The organism is Streptomyces sp. NPDC040410, from assembly GCF_055595715.1.
In genome coordinates this window covers 10368-28307 of record NZ_JBVIVK010000036.1, presented here as the reverse complement: position 1 = coordinate 28307, position 17940 = coordinate 10368, and the positions used below count along the sequence as shown (strand labels likewise).

Genomic DNA, 17940 nt, shown 5'->3' with positions numbered 1-17940 from the left:
CACAGAAGCTCGAAAGTCCTGGCCAGTAGGATCTGGTGGGCCGGCTTCGGCCGCGGCACATGCAGGACGTGGTCGCCGACATCTCGCTGTTCAGGCCGGGGCCCATGCAGGGCGGCATGCCCGCGCTGTACATCGCCGCCCGGCACGGCGCCGCCCCGAAGTACCCGCACCCGGACCTGGAGCCGGTCCTCAACGACACCTACGGCGTGGTCATCTGGCACGAGCAGATCATCGCCATCCTCGCGACGATGACCGGCTGCGACCGTGCCGCCGGCGACGTCGCCCGCCGTGCCCTGGCCGATGCCGACCGGCTGCCGAAGGTCGAGGCATGGTTCCGTCGCCGGCCGGGGAGCGCGGCTACGCCAAGGACGTGCTGGAGGCGGTGTGGGAGGCCGTCTTCTCCTTCGGCGCGTACGGCTTCTGCCGCGCGCACGCGGTCGCCTTCGCCGTTCCCGCTCTGCAGTCCGCGTATTTGAAGGCGCATTTTCCGGCGTATCTGTATGCGGGGCTGCTGGAGCATGATCCGGGGATGTGGCCGCGCCGGGTCATCGTCGCCGACGCCCGCCGCCACGGCGTGCCCGTGCTGCCCGTCGACGTCAACCACTCCCGCGGGCAGCACAGTGTGGAGCAGACCGGGCAGGGCTGGGATGTGCGGCTGGCGTTCGCCACGGTCAAGGGCATCAGCGAGGCGGAGACCGTCCGCCTGGTGGCCGGCCAGCCCTACACCGGCCTGCAGGATGTGTGGCTGCGCGCCCGCCCCTCCCTGCCGCTCGCGCAGCGCCTGATCAGTATCGGCGCCTTCGATGCCCGCTCCCCCGGCCTGACCCGGCGGGATCTGCTGTTGCAGGCGGTCGAGTTGCACCGGCAGTCCCGCAACCGCACCGCCACGGACGGGCAGCTGCCGCTGGGCGGCGAGTTGGTGACCGCGGCCCCGAGCGGCCTGCCGGAGATGACCAGCCGGGACAAGCTCGACGCCGAACTCGACACCCTCTCCATCGACGTGAGCCAGCATCTGATGGAGCACCACCACCTGCTGCTGCGGGAGCTCGGCGCGACCGATGCCGCTCACCTGCGCGGCATGGTGCCCGGTCAGAAGGTGCTGGTCGCCGGGGTACGGGCCTCCACGCAGACGCCGCCGATCCCGTCCGGCAAGCGCGTCATCTTCTGCACCCTGGAAGACGGCTCCGGCCTCGTCGACATCGCCTTCTTCGAAGACTCCCACGACGCCTGCGCGCACACCGTGTTCCACTCCGGGCTGCTGCTGGTACGCGGCACCTTCGAGGCGCGCGGCCCGCGCCGCACTGTCGTCGGAGAGATGGCCTGGGACTTGGACGAGGTGGCCGCTGCCCGCCGTGACCACGGTCCGCAGCCCGCACTCGACCTGCTCGGCCGCACCAGCCCGGCTCCTACGCCGGCTCAGCCGGCCGCCGGGCAGCGCACGCTCGCCGACGGCACCGCCGGGGCCCGTCTGCACCCGTATGCCGACCTCCAGCCCGCCGGTACCCGCTCGGCGGACCTGCGTCGGCTCGGCCACCGCAGCCAGGGAAGCGCCGGGTGATCACCATGGGGTCCCGCCACATCCTGCACCTCCGCTTCGACGTCCCGGCCCACCACGACGCCGACCTCCCCGAGCGGCTGCGCCGCCTGCTCGAGGACATCACGCCCCGCGTGCAGATGATCGAGCCGGACATGGCTGTCCTGGACCTCACCGGCGCGCTCCCGTACTGGAAGAGGGACGCCCGTAGCCTGACCGAACTCGTCCAGCTGCGCGCACTCGCCCACTGCGGCCTGCACAGCTCTGCGGGGTGCGCGGGCAATCGGATGCTCGCCGCCATGGCCTGCGCCCTCACCCCACCAGATCGGCGCACCGTCATCGACGACTCCCCCGCGGCGATCACAGCGTTCCTGCGTCCCCGGCCCGTACGGGAACTGCCCGGCGTGGGCGCGAAGACGACCGCGACGCTCCCGAGTACGGCCTGCACACCGTCGGCGATGTCGCCGACGTCCCTCAGACCACACTGCAGTGCCTCCTCGGTGCCCGCGCCGGCCGCGCCCTCCACGAGCACGCCCAGGGCCGCGACACCACAGTCGTCGACCCCACCCCCACCCCGGCGAGCCTCAGCACGGAGCACCGCTTCCCCCGCGACGAACTCGACCCGGCCGCCCACCGGCGCATCCTGCTCGCCCTCGCCGACGACCTCGGTGCCCGCCTCCGCGCAACCGGCCAGATCGTCACGGGCGTGACCTGCACGATCCGCTACACCGACCTGAGTGCCACCCGCCGCAGCCGCACCCTGCCCGAAGCCACCCAGCACACCGTCCTCCTGGCCCGCGCCGCATACGCCGGTATACGCCTCCCTCGGGCTCCAGCGCGCCCGGGTCCGCAGCATCGCCCTACGCGCCGATGCCCTCCGTCCCGCCGACCGTGCCACCCGACAGCTCACCCTCGACGCCGGAGACGACAAGCCGCTCGCGATCGAGGCCATCGCCGACCGCGCCCGTACCCGTTACGGGCACCAGGTGATCTACCCGGCCGCCCTCGCCGTCAGCTCACGTCCCTCATCTGCCCGACGCCTGGGTCGAACGGTTTCCCAGAGGGCGGGCCAGGGTCTGGTGTGACCCGAGTCTGGTGCCGGAGGGAGCCCGCTTAGCACGGGACTGCACGCCTGGGCCGCCGCACTGCCTTACCCGGCCTGCTCGTCATCGACGTGGCGGGCTTCGACATTGACACTGTCTTCGCCTTCAAGGCCGCGATCGCCCGAACCTGGGGGAACCTCGGCCAAGGAGCACACCACCCGAGACGCCGGCCAGCCCGGTGTACGGCTGCGGACGTACTACTGCAGTACTCCAGTCGCAGTTCGCTATCACTGCTGGTCAGAGCCGTGTTTCTGAGTGTACTCGGCTGACGCCACGTCAGGTTGTGGAAGTTTGTGACCTCGGATGCGGCGGGCCGTTGTGCTTGTCGTGCAAGACGATGTACAGATCGATGCCTGGTCCGCGGAACTGGAGGAAGTGCTCGTGCGGGTCGGCCACCGGTTCGGTCGGGTGGATCTGCGGCGGAGGATGCGCGCCTACGTGCACGGCCTGATCGGTCCGGTGGGTCGGAAGAACAGCTGGCAGCTGGCCGAACATGCCGGTCACCGCACTCCTTCGGGGCTGCAGCACCTCTTGGGCCGAGCTTGCTGGGATCCCGACGACGTACGCGCTGACCTGCAGGAATACGTCGCCGAGAAACTCGGGGACGCGGCTGGAGTACTGATCATCGACGACACCGGGTTCATCAAGAAGGGCACGGTCTCGGCCGGAGTGCAGCGCCAGTACTCCGGCACCGCCGGGGCTTGTATTTCAATTAGTGCTTGTTCGGGCGGAGTTAGTGAAACGGTGGACCATGACGGTGCGTCCGCCCGTCTCCGCCTTACGGGCCAAGTTCGATCGGATCCTGCCGCATCTCGACGAGCGCCGCCGTCGGCTCTACCTGGCTAGTGCTCTGACCGGGAAGGTTCGCCGGGGTGACGGTCGGGGCGGTTTGATGTGTGGTGACGTCCGTTCCGACCGCTGGAGGTGTGGTGGCTGAGCCTGTCCGTGTGCGCAGACTGACCGACCAGGAGGGGCAGCGGCTGCAGCAGATCGTGCGCCGGGGCAGCACGAGTTCGGTGCGCTACCGGCGCGCGATGATGCTGCTGGCTTCGGCCGGCGGGAACCGGGTGCCGGTGATCGCCCAGTTGGTGCAGGCCGACGAGGACACCGTCCGCGATGTGATCCACCGGTTCAACGAGATCGGCCTGGCCTGTCTGGACCCTCGGTGGGCGGGAGGCCGTCCCCGCCTGCTCAAGCCTGACGACGAGGACTTCGTCGTGGCGACGGCCACCACCCGCCCCGCCAAGCTGGGCCAGCCCTTCACCCGTTGGTCACTGCGCAAACTCGTCGCCTACCTGCGGAAAGTCCACGGCCGGGTGATCCGCATCGGCCGCGAGGCGTTACGCAGCCTGCTCGCCCGCCGCGGTGTCACCTTCCAGCGCACCTAGACATGGAAGGAATCCCCCGACCCGGACCGCGAGGCGAAGCTGGACCGGATCGAGGAGGTCCTGGACCGCTTCCCCGAGCGGGTGTTCGCCTTCGACGAGTTCGGCCCGCTCGGAATCCGGCCCACCGCAGGCTCGGGCTGGGCCCAACGCAAACATCCCGACCGGGTGCCGGCCACCTACCACCGCACTCATGGGGTGCGCTACTTCCACGGCTGCTACTCGGTCGGCGACGACCGCCTGTGGGGCGTCAACCGCCGCAAGAAGGGTGCCGCGAACACACTGGCCGCGCTGAAGTCGATCCGCGCCGCACGGCCCGACGGCGCCCCGATCTACGTCATCCTGGACAACCTGTCCGCCCACAAGGGAACGGACATCCGCCGTTGGGCGAAGAAGAACAAGGTCGAGTTGTGCTTCACCCCGACCTACGCCTCGTGGGCGAACCCCATCGAGGCCCACTTCGGACCGCTGCGGCAGTTCACCATCGCCAACTCGAACCATCCCAACCACACCGTGCAGACCCGTGCCCTGCACGCCTACCTGCGGTGGCGCAACGCCAACGCCCGCCACCCCGACGTACTCGCCGCACAACGCCGAGAACGCGCCCGCATCCGCAGCGAGAAAGGCTTCCCAATGCTGTTGTCAAGCCGCTGTCGTGACAGGCGGTGCGGCTTGATAACACGTACCGTCACGGACCATGGCCCACAGGACATTGACGCGGCGGCGCGCGAGTGCGAGCAGCGCCTGCTTGTGTCCTTTGCCTTCGGCGCGTTTGCGTGCGTAGTACGTCTTCGAGGCCGGACAGCTTTTCAGGCTCGACAGCGCGGAGAGGTACATCGCGTTGAGGAGACCACGGTGGAAGCGCCGGGGTCTGCGGAGGTTCCCGCTGACGCGTCCGGAGTCACGCGGGGCCGGTGCCAGGCCGGCGTATCCGGCGAGCCGGTCGGCGCTGCCGAAGGCGTCCATATCACCGCCGGTGGCGGCGATGAACACGGCTCCCATCTGCTTGCCCATGCCGGGCAGGCTGAGAATCAACTCGGCGTGCGGGTGCTCGCGAAACCGGGCCTCGATCAGAGCATCGGTTTCCGCGATCTCCTCATCGAGGGCCATCACCCCCTTTGCGAGGCGGACCACCATGGCGGCGGCCAGCTTCTCGCCGGGCAGAGACGTGTGCTGGGCCTCCGCGGCCTCCACCGCCGTCCTGGCGAGTGCGGCGGCACTGCGGACCTTGCGGTTGCGCAGCCACGTTTCGATGCGCCTCGCCCCGCTGCGACGGATTGCCGCCGGGGTCTGGTAGCCCGTCAACAAGACGACGGGCCCTTTGTTGGTCAGCTCCAGCTCGCGTTCCAACGCCGGGAATATCTCAAGAAGTTGAGCTCGAAGCCGGTTGATCTGGCGAGTGCGGTCGCATATCAGGTCGGTGCGGCGGGTGGTGAGGGTGCGCAGGTCCACGGCGATCTCGTCGCCGGGCCGCAGCAGGCCCAGGTCGCGACGCATGCGGGCCTAATGGGCACTTGGGGACGGTGCGGAGCTCTGATGCGGGCCAGGGTCGTAGAGCCCTTCGACCAGACGGGCAGGCACCGTCCCCTCTTCCCGGCAGTGTGCGATCAGCTATTGATAATCGTGGTCCAAGTCGCCGGCAGGAGTCATCTCTCATCAGGCCGGGAGCCCCGAGCTCCCTCACGGACAGAGAGCCCTGCCGGCTGCTGGGGTCACGAACGGCCAATCGGATGCTGGGCTTCGAGCCCTTCCATTAGGGAGCCGCGTGCCCTGCACGACTCGGGCCGATGAGGTCCGCCGATCGAGAGGATGTGAGCAAGAGTATGGCCGTCACCTGCGGCATCGACTGGGCCAGCGACCACCACGATGTCGCGTTGACAGACCAGGACGGAACCGTTGTCGCCAAGGCGAGGATCACTGACGATCTCGCCGGGCTGAACACGCTCCTTGAGCTGCTGGCCACTCACGGAGACAGTGCCGATACGCCGATCCCGGTCGCGATCGAGACCTCGCGCGGCCTCCTGGTCGCATGCCTGCACGCAACAGGCCGACCTGTCTACGCGATCAATCCGATGGCGGCAGCTCGCTACCGCGAGCGCCACACGGTCACCCGCAAGAAGTCCGACCACCTGGACGCGACGGTCCTGGCGAACATCCTGCGGACTGACAGAACTTCCTTTCGCACCATGCCGACCGACAGCGAGCTCGCGAAAGCCATAACCGTCCTGGCCCGTGCCCAGCAGGATGCGGTCTGGGACCGGACCCAGGCCGGCAACAAGCTCCGCTCCCACCTGCACGAGTACTTTCCTGGCTTCCTCACCGCCTTCGCGTCGACCCGCGAAGGACTCTGCCATCCGGTCGCCCGCGAACTCCTTGCCACGGCTCCCACTCCGGAAAGGGCTGCTCGACTTACCCGCACACAGCTGCGGGCGGTAGTTCGACGCGCGGGTCGCAAACTCGGCATCGAGGCCGAGGCCGACCGTCTGCGCGAGGTCCTGCGGCGTCCGCAGATGCGGCAGCCTCCGCTCGTCGAACAGGCCATGGGACGGCAGGCGCTGGCGCTACTGCGACAGCTCGACGCGGCCTGCACCAGCGCGGACGATCTCGCTGAGGCAGTGGTCGAGGCATTCGAGACACATCCCGACGCCCCGCTCATCACCAGCTTTCCCGGGCTTGGATCGCTCTCCGCCGCTCGAGTCCTCGCCGAAATAGGCGATGACCGAACACGCTTCGCCGACCCCAAGGGACTCAAGGCGTTCGCCGGCGCGGCACCGATAACGCGCGCGTCGGGCAAAAGCCTCACCGTGATGGCCCGCAAGGTCAAGAACCAGCGGCTCGCCGCGGTCGGCTACGTATGGACATTCTCCGCGATCACCGCCTCACCGGGCGCCCGCGCCCACTACGACCGGCGCCGCGAGGCCGGAGACCGCCACTCCTCCGCACAACGCAATCTCTACAATCGCCTGCTCGGCTGCCTCCACTACTGCCTCAGCAACCGCGTCCCCTACAACGAAGCCACGGCCTTCCCCACCAAGCCCATCGAGTTGGCAGTGGCAGCTTGACTCCAAGCTGCATCGGATGTCTGGTCGGCGATGACGAAGGCGTCCTTGGCGTCCGTCTTTCCCTCGCCCCGGTAGGAGGCCGAGGCACGGTGCACGGTCAGGCCGGTGATATAGACCATCGGCTGGTCATGGCTGATCAGCAGTCCGATCAGCAAGGCGGCTCCGCCGTGGTTGAGATCAACGGCCCACAGCACGTCGGTGTCGAGTGCCAGGACGTCCCCGATCAGTTCCAGCAAGGCCGTTTCGTCGTTCAGGACCCGGCGGGACAGCAGCCGTTCGCCGTCCGCGTTGATCACCACGCAGTGGTGGTGTTCCTTGCCGATGTCCACTCCGGCCCATATCCGGGGCACGGGCACCTCCGCCAGCTCGTCGCGCTCCTGCAGCCCAGCAGACGACCTCGCCGACGTTGCCCTACACAGCGATCGAGTCGCATCTCCCAATTGGCGGTCGAGTCGTCGCGGGGCTCCGGGCGGCCAAGCCTTTCCAGCCATCTCATGGCGAACCGCTGACAGCCATACCCAGAGCCCCTGGGTCCCGCTGATCTTACGAGTGACCAGTTCGAACCACGATCAAGAAAGTAGGGCTTCCGCTGGGGAGGGCGCCCTGTCCTCGAGACCGTGGCCTGAGCCGTCCTACACATGCGGCACACCGCACACGTTTCCCGGATCACCGCGGGCGGCGGCCATCGCTGTCGAGAGCTTCGGCGAGTTCGGCGTGCAGCTGGCTACGGGTGCGCACCAGAATCCGCCCCAGCATGTTCTTGCCGTTCCCGGTCCTGCCCCGACCCCAGTAGTGATCGGTGGTGGTGTCCTCGACGATCTCTTCGTCGCCGGTGGACAGCAGAATGTCACGGATATCGGCATGCGCGCGGAACTTGGTTGCCACCGCACGGCGCATCACGTCGTCCTTGACCCGCTCCCAGTCCCTCCGCAGAGGTTTGGACGAGTCACGGCCCAGCTCCGCTGCCCGCAGCGGCGTGCGAGCACGCCGGACGAGATCCGCGTGACGAGTGCCCTTGAATTTCTGCGCCTGAAAGTAGTGCTCCGAGGTTGGCCACCAGACCCCGTCGAGGTCGAAGCCGTGATCGGAGAAGTTCGAGAAGCATCCATAAGGGACTTCGTCGGCGCCATAGAAGTAAATCGTCATGGGAACCTCACGGGTGTTACGGAAACCCGCACCGTGTCAGGCATGCCCCAGCCCCCGCAACCAGTTTTCTTCGCCGGGCCCGGTCTTTCAGCGCACCAACGACCCGGTGAACCTTCCCGGTCAGAGCACTAGAGTCGGCTGGATGGTGCGAAGTGACGGCCTGCCGGGGCAAGTTGGCGGCATGGACAAGGTGCCGCACCCGGGTCCGCCGGGGGTGATGTCCGGATGCCCGCGATGATCGGGAGTGTGACCCGGGAGCGCTACGACGAGCTGGTCAAGCTAGGGCGGGACTGGGTGGCTGCGATGAGCAGTGTCCAGTGGCGGCTCGGGGATGCGGCTGTGGAGATCGAGCCGATGCGTTCGTATGGGGGTGCGAATCTGTCCGGGAGGGACGACCTGTTCACGGTCAGCGAGGCCCTCCGGATGTTCGCCGAAGACGTCGGCCTGGCTTACACGACGGTCCGCTCCTACCGGTGGGTGTCCTCGCGCTGGCCGACGGAGCGCCGGCGGGCGGACGTCTCGCACACGATCCACAAGATTCTGGCCAGCATCCCCGATGAGCAGGAGCGTTTCGAGACGGTCACCAACCCCCCTGCCAACTCGCGCGGCGGACGGGCTTGGTGGACGCACGACAGCGCGAAGCGGGTCGTGGGCTGGAAGGTCGACTCTCCGGAAAGCGTCCAGGAGAAGGTCGAAGCGATCCACGACCTGGCCACCGACGACGCGGTCGCGGCCGTGGTGACCACCGACTTCCTGCGCCGTCCGGCGGTTGCCGACAAGGCCATGGCCGATGACACCGCCCGGCACGCGGTCAACGAAGCCCAGTTCGACCGGTTCCGCCAGCAGGCCCAGTTCGCACGCCAGGAGGCAGCCCCGCAACTGCAGCGCATGGAGCACAGCACCCAGTTCATGGACCTGGTCGCGGCCTGCGCGCAGTTCGTCAGCACGGCCGGCAGGATCGTTCCCGGTCTGCGTGGCGAGCACTACGACGACGCCGAACGCGACACCGTCGGCCGGGGCCTTGCCCGGGTACGCGCCGCGGCCGACTGGATCGAGAACGCCGTCACCCGCGGCGAGGTCGACCTGGACGAGCAGCTGATGAGGCTGCTGAAAGGCTCGGGTGAGTAGGCGATGGGGCGGGGTGTCCCCGCTCACGTCCACGCCGAAGCGATCCTCAGCGCCCTGCAGGAGGCCCGCCCCGCCGGACTGACCATCACCCAGCTGATGGCCGCCACCGAACGCACCCGCGCGCAGATCCACACCGGGCTCGCGCACCTGCGCCAGGTCGCCGCCGCGCGCGGTCTGCCGCACGTGACCTGGGACAGAAAGTGGGGATACCGGCTGCTGGACGATGCGCCGGAGGTGTGGATCGGCTACGAGCGGGCCTTCGTCAACACCGTCCACCACCGCGTCACCCACTTCATCGCCGGGACCCTCCTCCCGCACCAGACCAAGACCCCCGACGACCCCTATATCCGCACCGTCATGGCCCAGATGGGCGCGCTCGAATCTACCCTTCAATTGCTGGCCAACCTGGAGTGAAGTAGAGCAGGAAGGCAGACAACGGGCCGCGACCGCACCGCAGTTGGCCCCTCACCCCCAGATCGCGGCCCCAACCCCCATGATGCTGCCGAACTACCGCTACCCCTCCGACACCAGCGACGCGGAATGGTTCCTGCTGGAGCCCCTTCTCCCGACTCCCGCATGCCAGACCCCGAAGGGCGGTGCTCCGGAGAAGTGGCCCCGCCGACGTGTGGTCGACGCCATCCGCTACATCACCGACAACGGCGCGAAATGGAGGGCGCTGCCCGCCGACTTCGGCATCCCCTGGCGCACTGTGTTCGGATACTTCGCCCGCTGGGCGAAGAACGGCGTCCTCAAACGGATCCTCGACCAGCTCCGCCGACGGCTGCGACTGCGCCGTCGGCGCTGTCCCTGGCCGGTCCGGGTGATCGTGGACTCCCAGTCCGTCAAGGGTGCGGAGACGGTGTCGAACGCGACACGCGGGTACGACGCGAACAAGCACATCAACGGGAGGAAGCGGCATCTTCTCGTTGACCAGGACGGCCTGCTCGTCGACCTGCTCGTCACCCCCGCCGACGTGCAGGACCGCGACGCGGCCCGCATCCTGCTCACCCGCCTCCATGCCGAGCACCCCGAAATCGTCCTGGTCTGGGCGGACAACGGCTACGGCGGAGAAGAGTTCAGCACCTGGTGTCGGCGTACACGTGAACGTGGCTCTGGCAAGATTTTCGTAGCCGGAGATCATCTCGGTGACACGGTCGGCCGGTCCGCGTAGCGGGCAGCCTGTGGCTGTGCTCCGTTGAACTGGCAAGCCTGTTACCACAGTTGGCCAATGTGCTGGTGGTCTCGGTCGAAGTCTCCGATGCTGTCGTGGCGGTCCGCGCCCGCACGAGATCCGGTGTCCCTGCGGGATGTACGGGATGCGGCCAGCTCAGCGCGTGGTGCCACAGCCGCTACGCACGACACCTTGCCGACGTCACTGCCGGAGGCCGACCTCTGCGCATCGACTTGTCCGTACGCCGCCTGTACTGCGAAAACGCAACCTGCCCGAAGAAGACCTTCGCCGAGCAAGTGCCGGGGCTGACCGTGCGCTACCAGCGACGCACACCACAGTTGCAGCGCCTGGTGCAGGACGTCGGCGTGGTGCTGGCCGGCCGGGGCGGTTCCCGGATGCTGCGGATCGTGAACATCGGGCTCTCGCGATGCACCGTCCTGTCCCAGCTGATGCGGGTGCCGCTTCCGCCACCGGAGACACCCCGTGTGCTGGGGGTCGATGACTTCGCGCTCTACGGCGACACCTACGGCACCCTCCTGGTCGACGCCACCACCCGGCTCCCGCTCACACTCTGGGAGGGACGCGACGCGGAACAGCTCGGCCGCTGGCTCCGCGAGCACCCAGGTGTCGAGGTCGCCTGCCGGGACGGCTCGCTCACCTACCGGCAGGGCATCACCGCTGGCGCCCCGGATGCCGTCCAGGTCAGCGACCGCTTCCACCTGTGGCAGGGCCTTTCCCGCCGTGTCCGGGACATCACCTCCGCCCATCGCAGTTGCCTGACTGCAGCACTGCCCCCGGTCAGCGAGACCCATGCCGTGCCGGCCGAGGAGGCATTCGAGAACACGGCCGCGGACACCCGGGCCGGGCTGCATGCCCGAAGGCTGTTCGAGGCCGTGCACGCTCTGACCTGCACCGGCCGCAGCCACAGCTCCGTGGCCCGGGAACTCGGCCTGAACCGCCGCACCGTAAGCAAATACGCCCGAGCCCGCACCTGGCAGGAAGTGATGCGCCGCCTGCCCCGCAAGCCCTCAACCCTGGATCCGTACCTCGGCTACCTGCAACAACGTTGGGACGAGGGACAGCACAGCGCGAAGATCCTGCACGAGGAACTCCAGACCAAGGGCTACCTCGGCCACTACCAGCGCGTGAAAATGGCCGTCGCACCGCTGCGACGGGGCCTACCCCTGGACGAGCCACGGGAGCGACCGCCCTCCCCGCGCGAAGCTGCCCGCTGGATTACCACCCACCCGCACCGCCGCAGCCCGCACATCAACGAGTGCCTGCCCCGGCTCCTCGACCACTGCCCTGAACTCAGGCACACCCACGACCTGGTCCGCCAGTTCGCCGCCATGCTCGACGATCGAGACGCGACACCCTTGCCCGACTGGCTGAACGACCTCGCAGACAGCGGGCTGGCTCCGCTGACCGGCCTTGCCGGAGCCCTGCACGAAGACCGGGATGCCGTCGTCCAAGGGATCACCACCTCTTACAACTCCGGAGTCAACGAAGGCCGCATCACTGATGTCAAGCTGCAGAAACGCCTGATGGCTGGCCGCGCCGGTGTCTCACTTCTCCGCCACCGCGTCGTCCTGATCGCGCACCTCCGCCGCCGCTTTACGGACCGGCCGACCGTGTCACCGAGATGATCTCCGGCTACGAAAATCTTGCCAGAGCCACGTTCGCGAGTACGCCGACACCTGGGCCCAGGACACCCTGGGCATCACGATCAAGGTCGTCCCCCGCCCCAAGGACGCCAAGGGGTTCGTACTGCTCCCGAAGAGGTGGGTGGTGGAACGCATCGACCCGGACGGCGCCGCAGCACTGGCCGACTCGCCGCACCTGGACGAAATCGAATACCTCGACCTGCGATACAACCCCCTCGATCACCCAAGCACGGACAGGCTGCAAAAAAGGTTCGGCGACCGCGCCCGGATTTTCGACGGCGTGGGATAGCCGGGCTGCCTCTTCGATCGATGCACAGGCTGCCTCCCGCGCCAGAATTCCGTGACGTGATTGGCACGGGCGGTGGCCGCGAAGCGCGGAAAACCCCTCGGCGCCGCCTAGGGCGCGTATCTAGTCGTGATCAATCTGCGGGATTCGCCGTCGTGGCGGGGTCTGCAGCGGTAGACCTTCTTGCGTGACGCGTGTGCAACTGACGGATGAGGAATGGGAGTTCATCGAGCCGTACCTGCCGATCGGCGAGTTCGGCCCGTATCCCGAGCGGCTGCGGCAGCAGTTCGAGGGGGTGATCTGGCGATTCAAGACCGGCGGACAGTGGCGGGAGATGCCGCAGGAGTTCGGTGCCTGGCCGACCGTTCACAACCGCTTCCGGCAGTGGCGTGACGTCGGCGTTCTCGAGGCCCTGCTGGAGGGCCTGATCGCGGAAGCGGCGAAGCGGGGTGAGATCGATCTGTCCCTGGTCAGCATCGACTCCACCACCGCGCGCGCTCACCACGACGCGGCCGGGATGCATCTGGGCGAGGACATTCTCGGCGCACTGGAGAAGGCTGCCATCGAGGCGGAGAAGGTCAGGTCAAAAGGGGCAGCCTCGAAGAACAAGACGGACAGGACACCGATACCGATCCCGAGCGCGAAGAGCGACGACGCATCCGGCGTGGGCCAAAACTTCGGCTGAAAGCCGCCCTCCTGGGACGCTCCAGAGGCGGGCAGACCAGCAAGGTTCACCTCGCCGCCGACCGCAAGTGCCGCCCGCTGGCGTTCGTGCTGACCGCGGGCCAAGCCGCCGAGAGCCCGCAGTTCATCCCCGTCCTCAAGAAGTTACGGGTCCGCGGCCCCGTCGGCCGCCCCCGCACCCGCCCGGACGCGGTCGCCGCCGACAAGGCCTACTCGTCCCGCGGCAACCGGGCCCACCTGCGCAGACGTGGCATCAAGACAGTGATCCCGGAGAAGAAGGACCAAGCCGCCAACCGGAAGAAGAAGGGCTCCACAGGCGGCCGGCCCGTCAGCCACGACGCCGACCTCTACAAGGAGAGGAACACCGTCGAGCGCCTGATCAACAAGCTCAAGGCCTGGCGAGGCATCGCCACCCGGTACGACAAGACCCCAGACAGCTATCTCGCCGGCCTCCACCTGCGCGCCTCGATGATCTGGATCAAAGACCTCACCCGAACCACCGATTGATCACGACTCGATACGCGCCCTAGGGGAGGTTACCCGAGGGCACGCATCTGAGGATCAGCGGAGCAAGAACCTATTCTTGAGTGTTGAAGGGGTGGGACCGGAATAAGAGCGAAACGTGCCACACGCCAGCGGCCAGGACGCCACAGGCACGAACCGGTGTCGTAGGCGGTGGCGAGGACGTCCGCCGACTCGAAGAGACGACAACGCGGACACTGAGGTTGTTTCATAGGGACTGTGAAACGCTGTCACCCAACGGATGCATCCAGGGGGAACTGCGTTTCATGGGCCGTTGCAAACGGCTCGACAGATTGAAACCAATCATGAAACAGTCGGAGCTCGTGAGTAACGACTTCAAGCGCGGGGAATCGCACGACTGTCCGTCGCGCTGGATCGTCCAGGTCCGCGGCGCCGACCTGCCCCACCTGCATGCCTTCGCCCGAGGTCTGGAACGAGACCGCGACGCCGTGAACGCGGCCCTCACGCTTCCGTACAGCAACGGCCCCACCGAGGGTGTCAACACCAAGACCAAGCGGATCGCGCGCCAGATGCACGGACGAGCAGGCTTCACCCTGCTTCGCCACCGCATCCTCCTCGGATAGCAGCACTCTCCGTCACCACCGAAAGTGAGACAGGGCCGTTGGCTGGACAGACCCGCCTCGGGCATACGGCTGAGTGACCACCGCCGGAGCGGAGGTGGCTCCGCCCCCGGCCGACTGGGTACCAGGGACAGCCCCCGGTCCGAGGTGGGGCTGCTCCAAGTGGAGGCGACGAGTGGTGGAAGCCCTTGCCCGAACGCAGGCTGGCGTACGCGCCCTGCCCGGCCATGCGGCGGGGCGCAGCCATGCCAACCGTCCCCCGACCGGAGTGGCCAGGGACGTCAGAGAGACGAGATCACGTGGCGGAACACGACATTGGCCCCGGACCCCTGCCCTCCTTCTCCGGGACCGGGACGCCCGTACAGAGTCGGGATCGACACACCCGTCCACGACGCGGCCGGAGGGCGCGTACGAAGGCGGCGCTCCTCGCCGCATGTCTGGGTGCCCTCGGTGCGATCGGGACCGCGCCGAGCAGCGCCCAGTCGCCGCCTGTCGGCGGGCCACCGTCGGGGCATCCGGCACGGTTCGTGCCGGGCCCCTGCCCACAGACGCCCGAGCCGGTTCCTGGGCGGTGCGGCTTCCTGGAGGTCCCCGAGAACCGCGAGCGCTCCACGGGACGGACCATCCGGCTGGCCGTCGCCATCATCCCGGCAGCGTCGAAGACGCCGGCCGCGGACCCCGTGGTGTTCATGGAGGGGGGTCCCGGCGGAGACGCGTTCGGAGCCATCCCCTTCCTGATCGACTCCGACGTGAACCGCGACCGCGATCTGATCGTCGTGGCCCAGCGCGGCACCCTCCACTCACAGCCGAACCTCGCCTGCCCGGAGATGGATCGGTTCAACGCGACCGCCGTGGGCCTGCGCTACGACGCGCCGTCCACCGGACAAGGGCTGGTACGCGCGGCGAAGGAGTGCCGGGACCGCCTGACGGCCGAGGGAAACGACCTCACGGCCTACAACACCACCGAGAACGCCGCGGACTTCGCCGCCCTCCGCAAGGCACTGGGCATCAAGAAGTGGAACGTCTACGGCTACTCCTACGGCACCGACCTGGGCCTCACCTACCTGCGCCGACACCCCCAGGGCATCCGCTCGCTGGCGATTGACTCGATCGTGCCGCCACAGATCGTGAGCCTGCCGTGGGCCTGGGACAGCGCCCAGGAAGGGATCAACGCAATCTTCGCGGCGTGTGAGGCCCAGCCCGCCTGCAAGTCCCGCTACCCGGAGCTCTCCCGCAGGCTCACGGAGCAGGTCCGGCGGCTGGAGGCGAACCCCCTGACGCTGACCGTACCGCCGCCCGGTGGCGGAACCCCGGTGAAGGTCGTCCTCGACGGGGGCACGCTGGTGAACCTGCTGGTCGCCAACGGCCGACTGGTACCGGCCGTCGACGTCCCCGCGGCACTCTACGAACTCGCCGACGGCAATCCGGAGCGCCTCGCGCGGGCCCAGGCCGCCGGCGCGACGCCCGCCATCGGCGAGTTCGCCCACGGGCTGACGCACTCGGTGGCCTGCGCCGAGTGGGCCCCGGGCTTCTCGAAGCGCGACGTGCTGAAGGCGGGTCGCCGGGCCTTCCCCGGATGGCCGGACTCGGTGCTGGCCCACGCACCGCAGCTGCCCTTCGAGCACGACCTGTGCCGTGTCTGGAACGTCCCGGACCGCACCGCGGTCCAGCGGGTGGCCACCCACAGCAAGGTGCCCGCACTCATCATCACCGGAACCTTCGACGCGAAGACCGGGGCGAGCTGGGGGCCGTTCACCGGCCGCACGCTGCCCCGCTCGACCGCCGTGGTGATTCCCGGGATCACCCACTGGGTGGTGCCCCAGGAGCCCTGCGCCGCGTCGGTCCTGCGCTCCTTCCTGGCGCGGCCGACCGCGCCCGACACCGGCTGCGTGCCGGAAGTCGAACCCAAGCCGTTCACCATCATCCCCTGACCGGAGTACGCACGATGTCCCCTGGTACGACCCCCAGTCAGCGCCCCGCGCGACGGCTCCCGGCAACGCTGGCCGGAGCCGCGGCCGGCGCGCTCGTCGTCGGCCTCGCCGCGATGCCCGCACACGCCCGTTCCGGCACCGACGGCCCGATCGGCACGGTCGCCCGTACGGTGGGCGACGCCCACTTCGAACCGGGCCCCTGCCCCAGGACGGCGGACCCGATCCCCGATCTCGCGCGCGCCCGCTGCGGCACCCTCACCGTGCCCGAGAAGCGTTCCAGGGCCCAGGGGCCCAGGAGCCACGGCGGGCGCAGGATCACCCTCGCTGTCGCGATCATGCCCGCGGAGAGCAGCCGTCCCGCGCCCGACCCGATCGCGTGGCTCGCCGGCGGCCCCGGCGACGACGCGGTCTCCGAGATCCCGATGGCGCTCGCCGGCAACCTGAACCGCGACCGCGACGTGATCTTCATGTCCCAACGCGGCACCTACTCGGCCGACCCGGAGCTCACCTGCCCGAACATCGACCAGTTCAACGCCCGCGCCCTCGGCCTGGTCTCCAACGCGCCGTCCACCGGGCGCCTGCACGTTGAGGCGACCCGGGCCTGCCGCGACCGTGTGGACGCCCAGGGCGCCGACCGCAGCACCTACAACGACATCGAGAGCTCGGCCGACTACGACGCCCTGCGCAAGACGCTGAGTGTCAAGAAGTGGAACGTCTTCGGGATCTCCTACGGCACCCACCTGGCGCTCAACTACATGCACCTGCACCCGAAGGGCATCCGCTCGGTCGGCATCGACGGCATCCTGCCGCCGTCCATCGCCGGCGGGGCCGTGACCTGGAAGGCCGCACGAGAGGGTTTCGACGGCCTGTTCAAGGCCTGCAAGGAGCAGCCCGCCTGCAACACCCGCTACCCGAACCTGAAGGCCACCTTCCTCCGCCTCGTCAGCGAGCTGGAGGCCGACCCGATCACCACCACCGTCACGGTCCCGGTCCACCCGGAGCCGGTGAAGGTCGTGCTGGACGGGGGCAACCTGGTCACCTGGCTGACCTCGGCCACCCACGTGGCGGCCGGGGTGCCGCGTTTCATCGACGAACTGGCCCACGGCAACCCGCAGCGGATCGCCGAGCAGCTCGCGGGCGGCAAGTACAGCCCGCAGGCCATCGGAAGGGTCGCCCACGGGCTGGTCTACGGCGTCTTCTGCAGCCAGTGGACCCCGTACGAGAGCCGGGCCGATATCATCCGGGGCGGACGCCGCGCGTTCCCGTCGTTCCCCCGATCGATGCTGGCCAACGCCCCGCAACTCGCCTGGCTCCACGACGACTGCCGTGCCTGGGACGTCCCCCCGGCACCCCCGTCGGTCAGGGACGTGACGCGCAGCGACATCCCGACCCTCGCCCTGTCCGGCGGGTTCGACGCACAGACGGCGCCGAGCAACGGGGCGTACGTCGCCCGTACGCTGAGTCGCTCCACCGCCGTCACGGTCCCCTACGTCGCCCACGTGGTGTTCGCCGACTCGCGGTGCGCGCAGACGATCACCACGTCGTTCTTCGCCCGTCCGACCGCGCCGGACACCAGCTGCCTCGCGGGACTCCAGCCGCCGCAGTTCGAGATCGCACCGTAAGGCGCTTGCGTGGGCGTCCGCCGCCCACGGTGGCGGGGGAGGGGGGGGGGGGGGGGGGGGGGGGGGGGAGGGGGGGGGGGGGGGGGGGGGTGGGGGGGGAGAGGCAAACAAGGGCTATAAT

General features: G+C 68.7%; 13 protein-coding genes and 8 pseudogenes. 17 read left to right on the top strand and 4 right to left on the bottom strand.

Going from position 1 to position 17940, the window contains the following annotated elements:
• Positions 1-5: 5 nt before the first annotated feature.
• The 4 genes and pseudogenes from ACZ562_RS36535 to ACZ562_RS36520 form a co-directional block, all read left to right on the top strand.
• Positions 6-1558 (top strand): annotated as a pseudogene (locus ACZ562_RS36535) (helix-hairpin-helix domain-containing protein); the annotation flags it as partial.
• A gap of 5 nt (positions 1559-1563) precedes the next feature.
• Positions 1564-1830, top strand: a pseudogene (locus ACZ562_RS36530) (Y-family DNA polymerase); the annotation flags it as partial.
• Positions 1806-2651, top strand: a complete 846-nt coding sequence (locus ACZ562_RS36525) for a DinB/UmuC family translesion DNA polymerase (RefSeq protein ID WP_471188624.1) — start codon at positions 1806-1808, stop codon at positions 2649-2651. The pseudogene ACZ562_RS36530 and the gene ACZ562_RS36525, both read left to right, overlap by 25 nt.
• Before the next feature lie 73 nt (positions 2652-2724).
• Positions 2725-2892 (top strand): DUF6207 family protein, encoded by a 168-nt coding sequence (locus ACZ562_RS36520; protein ID WP_471188622.1) that lies wholly within the window; start codon positions 2725-2727, stop codon positions 2890-2892.
• Between the two features lie 21 nt (positions 2893-2913).
• On the opposite strand, the gene ACZ562_RS36515 is transcribed toward ACZ562_RS36520, so the two are convergent.
• Positions 2914-3141 carry a hypothetical protein gene (locus ACZ562_RS36515; protein WP_471188630.1) on the bottom strand — a complete coding sequence of 76 codons (228 nt, stop codon included), beginning with the start codon at positions 3139-3141 and terminating at the stop codon, positions 2914-2916.
• Between ACZ562_RS36515 and ACZ562_RS36510 the strand changes: the two are divergent.
• Together ACZ562_RS36510 and ACZ562_RS36505 are read left to right on the top strand one after the other, a co-directional pair.
• Positions 3046-3336 (top strand): annotated as a pseudogene (locus tag ACZ562_RS36510) (transposase); the annotation flags it as partial. The gene ACZ562_RS36515 and the pseudogene ACZ562_RS36510 sit on opposite strands and share 96 nt — an antisense overlap.
• 230 nt (positions 3337-3566) lie before the next feature.
• A pseudogene (locus tag ACZ562_RS36505) lies at positions 3567-4649 on the top strand (IS630 family transposase); the annotation flags it as partial.
• Between the two features lie 15 nt (positions 4650-4664).
• Here the strand turns inward: ACZ562_RS36505 and ACZ562_RS36500 are convergent.
• Positions 4665-5525: pseudogene (locus tag ACZ562_RS36500) on the bottom strand (IS110 family RNA-guided transposase); the annotation flags it as partial.
• Positions 5526-5845: 320 nt separating this feature from the next.
• Between ACZ562_RS36500 and ACZ562_RS36495 the strand changes: the two are divergent.
• Positions 5846-7084, top strand: a complete 1239-nt coding sequence (locus ACZ562_RS36495) for an IS110 family RNA-guided transposase (RefSeq protein ID WP_471188585.1) — start codon at positions 5846-5848, stop codon at positions 7082-7084.
• Positions 7085-7104: 20 nt separating this feature from the next.
• Here the strand turns inward: ACZ562_RS36495 and ACZ562_RS36490 are convergent.
• Both ACZ562_RS36490 and ACZ562_RS36485 read right to left on the bottom strand, forming a co-directional pair.
• A pseudogene (locus ACZ562_RS36490) lies at positions 7105-7434 on the bottom strand (IS110 family transposase); the annotation flags it as partial.
• 316 nt (positions 7435-7750) lie between these two features.
• Positions 7751-8230 carry an NADAR family protein gene (locus tag ACZ562_RS36485; RefSeq protein WP_471188582.1) on the bottom strand — a complete coding sequence of 160 codons (480 nt, stop codon included), beginning with the start codon at positions 8228-8230 and terminating at the stop codon, positions 7751-7753.
• Positions 8231-8455: 225 nt separating this feature from the next.
• On the opposite strand from ACZ562_RS36485, the gene ACZ562_RS36480 reads away from it, so the two are divergent.
• From ACZ562_RS36480 to ACZ562_RS36435, 10 genes and pseudogenes are all read left to right on the top strand, one after another.
• On the top strand, positions 8456-9358 hold the full coding sequence (locus tag ACZ562_RS36480; RefSeq protein WP_471188580.1) for a DUF6192 family protein: 903 nt from the start codon (positions 8456-8458) through the stop codon (positions 9356-9358).
• A 3-nt stretch (positions 9359-9361) separates the two neighbouring features.
• Positions 9362-9772 carry a RacP protein gene (locus ACZ562_RS36475; RefSeq protein ID WP_471188577.1) on the top strand — a complete coding sequence of 137 codons (411 nt, stop codon included), beginning with the start codon at positions 9362-9364 and terminating at the stop codon, positions 9770-9772.
• Between the two features lie 79 nt (positions 9773-9851).
• Entirely contained in the window at positions 9852-10529 is a 678-nt protein-coding gene (locus ACZ562_RS36470) for an IS5 family transposase (protein ID WP_471188574.1), read from the top strand.
• A 59-nt stretch (positions 10530-10588) separates the two neighbouring features.
• Positions 10589-12175, top strand: coding sequence for an ISL3 family transposase (locus tag ACZ562_RS36465; protein WP_471188571.1), 1587 nt, complete (start codon positions 10589-10591; stop codon positions 12173-12175).
• 52 nt (positions 12176-12227) lie between these two features.
• Positions 12228-12326 (top strand): annotated as a pseudogene (locus tag ACZ562_RS36460) (IS5-like element IS4811 family transposase); the annotation flags it as partial.
• The gene (locus ACZ562_RS36455) at positions 12318-12482 is read left to right on the top strand and encodes a hypothetical protein (RefSeq protein ID WP_471188568.1); all 165 of its coding nucleotides are present in this window, start codon (positions 12318-12320) and stop codon (positions 12480-12482) included. The pseudogene ACZ562_RS36460 and the gene ACZ562_RS36455, both read left to right, overlap by 9 nt.
• Before the next feature lie 184 nt (positions 12483-12666).
• A pseudogene (locus tag ACZ562_RS36450) lies at positions 12667-13670 on the top strand (IS5 family transposase).
• Positions 13671-13951: 281 nt separating this feature from the next.
• On the top strand, positions 13952-14269 hold the full coding sequence (locus ACZ562_RS36445; protein WP_471188566.1) for a transposase: 318 nt from the start codon (positions 13952-13954) through the stop codon (positions 14267-14269).
• A 524-nt stretch (positions 14270-14793) separates the two neighbouring features.
• Positions 14794-16197, top strand: a complete 1404-nt coding sequence (locus tag ACZ562_RS36440) for an alpha/beta fold hydrolase (protein ID WP_471188564.1) — start codon at positions 14794-14796, stop codon at positions 16195-16197.
• Positions 16198-16211: 14 nt separating this feature from the next.
• Complete coding sequence (locus ACZ562_RS36435) at positions 16212-17819, top strand: alpha/beta fold hydrolase (protein WP_471188561.1); 1608 nt, start codon at positions 16212-16214, stop codon at positions 17817-17819.
• Positions 17820-17940: the final 121 nt, after the last annotated feature.

Bases quoted from the DNA above. Each gene is read 5' to 3' on its own strand.
- ACZ562_RS36445 (WP_471188566.1), top strand. From the start codon at position 13,952: ATGGGCCGTTGCAAACGGCTCGACAGATTGAAACCAATCATGAAACAG.
- ACZ562_RS36475 (WP_471188577.1), top strand. From the start codon at position 9,362: ATGGGGCGGGGTGTCCCCGCTCACGTCCACGCCGAAGCGATCCTCAGC.
- ACZ562_RS36485 (WP_471188582.1), bottom strand. From the start codon at position 8,230: ATGACGATTTACTTCTATGGCGCCGACGAAGTCCCTTATGGATGCTTC.
- ACZ562_RS36470 (WP_471188574.1), top strand. From the start codon at position 9,852: ATGATGCTGCCGAACTACCGCTACCCCTCCGACACCAGCGACGCGGAA.
- ACZ562_RS36495 (WP_471188585.1), top strand. From the start codon at position 5,846: ATGGCCGTCACCTGCGGCATCGACTGGGCCAGCGACCACCACGATGTC.
- ACZ562_RS36480 (WP_471188580.1), top strand. From the start codon at position 8,456: ATGCCCGCGATGATCGGGAGTGTGACCCGGGAGCGCTACGACGAGCTG.
- ACZ562_RS36435 (WP_471188561.1), top strand. From the start codon at position 16,212: ATGTCCCCTGGTACGACCCCCAGTCAGCGCCCCGCGCGACGGCTCCCG.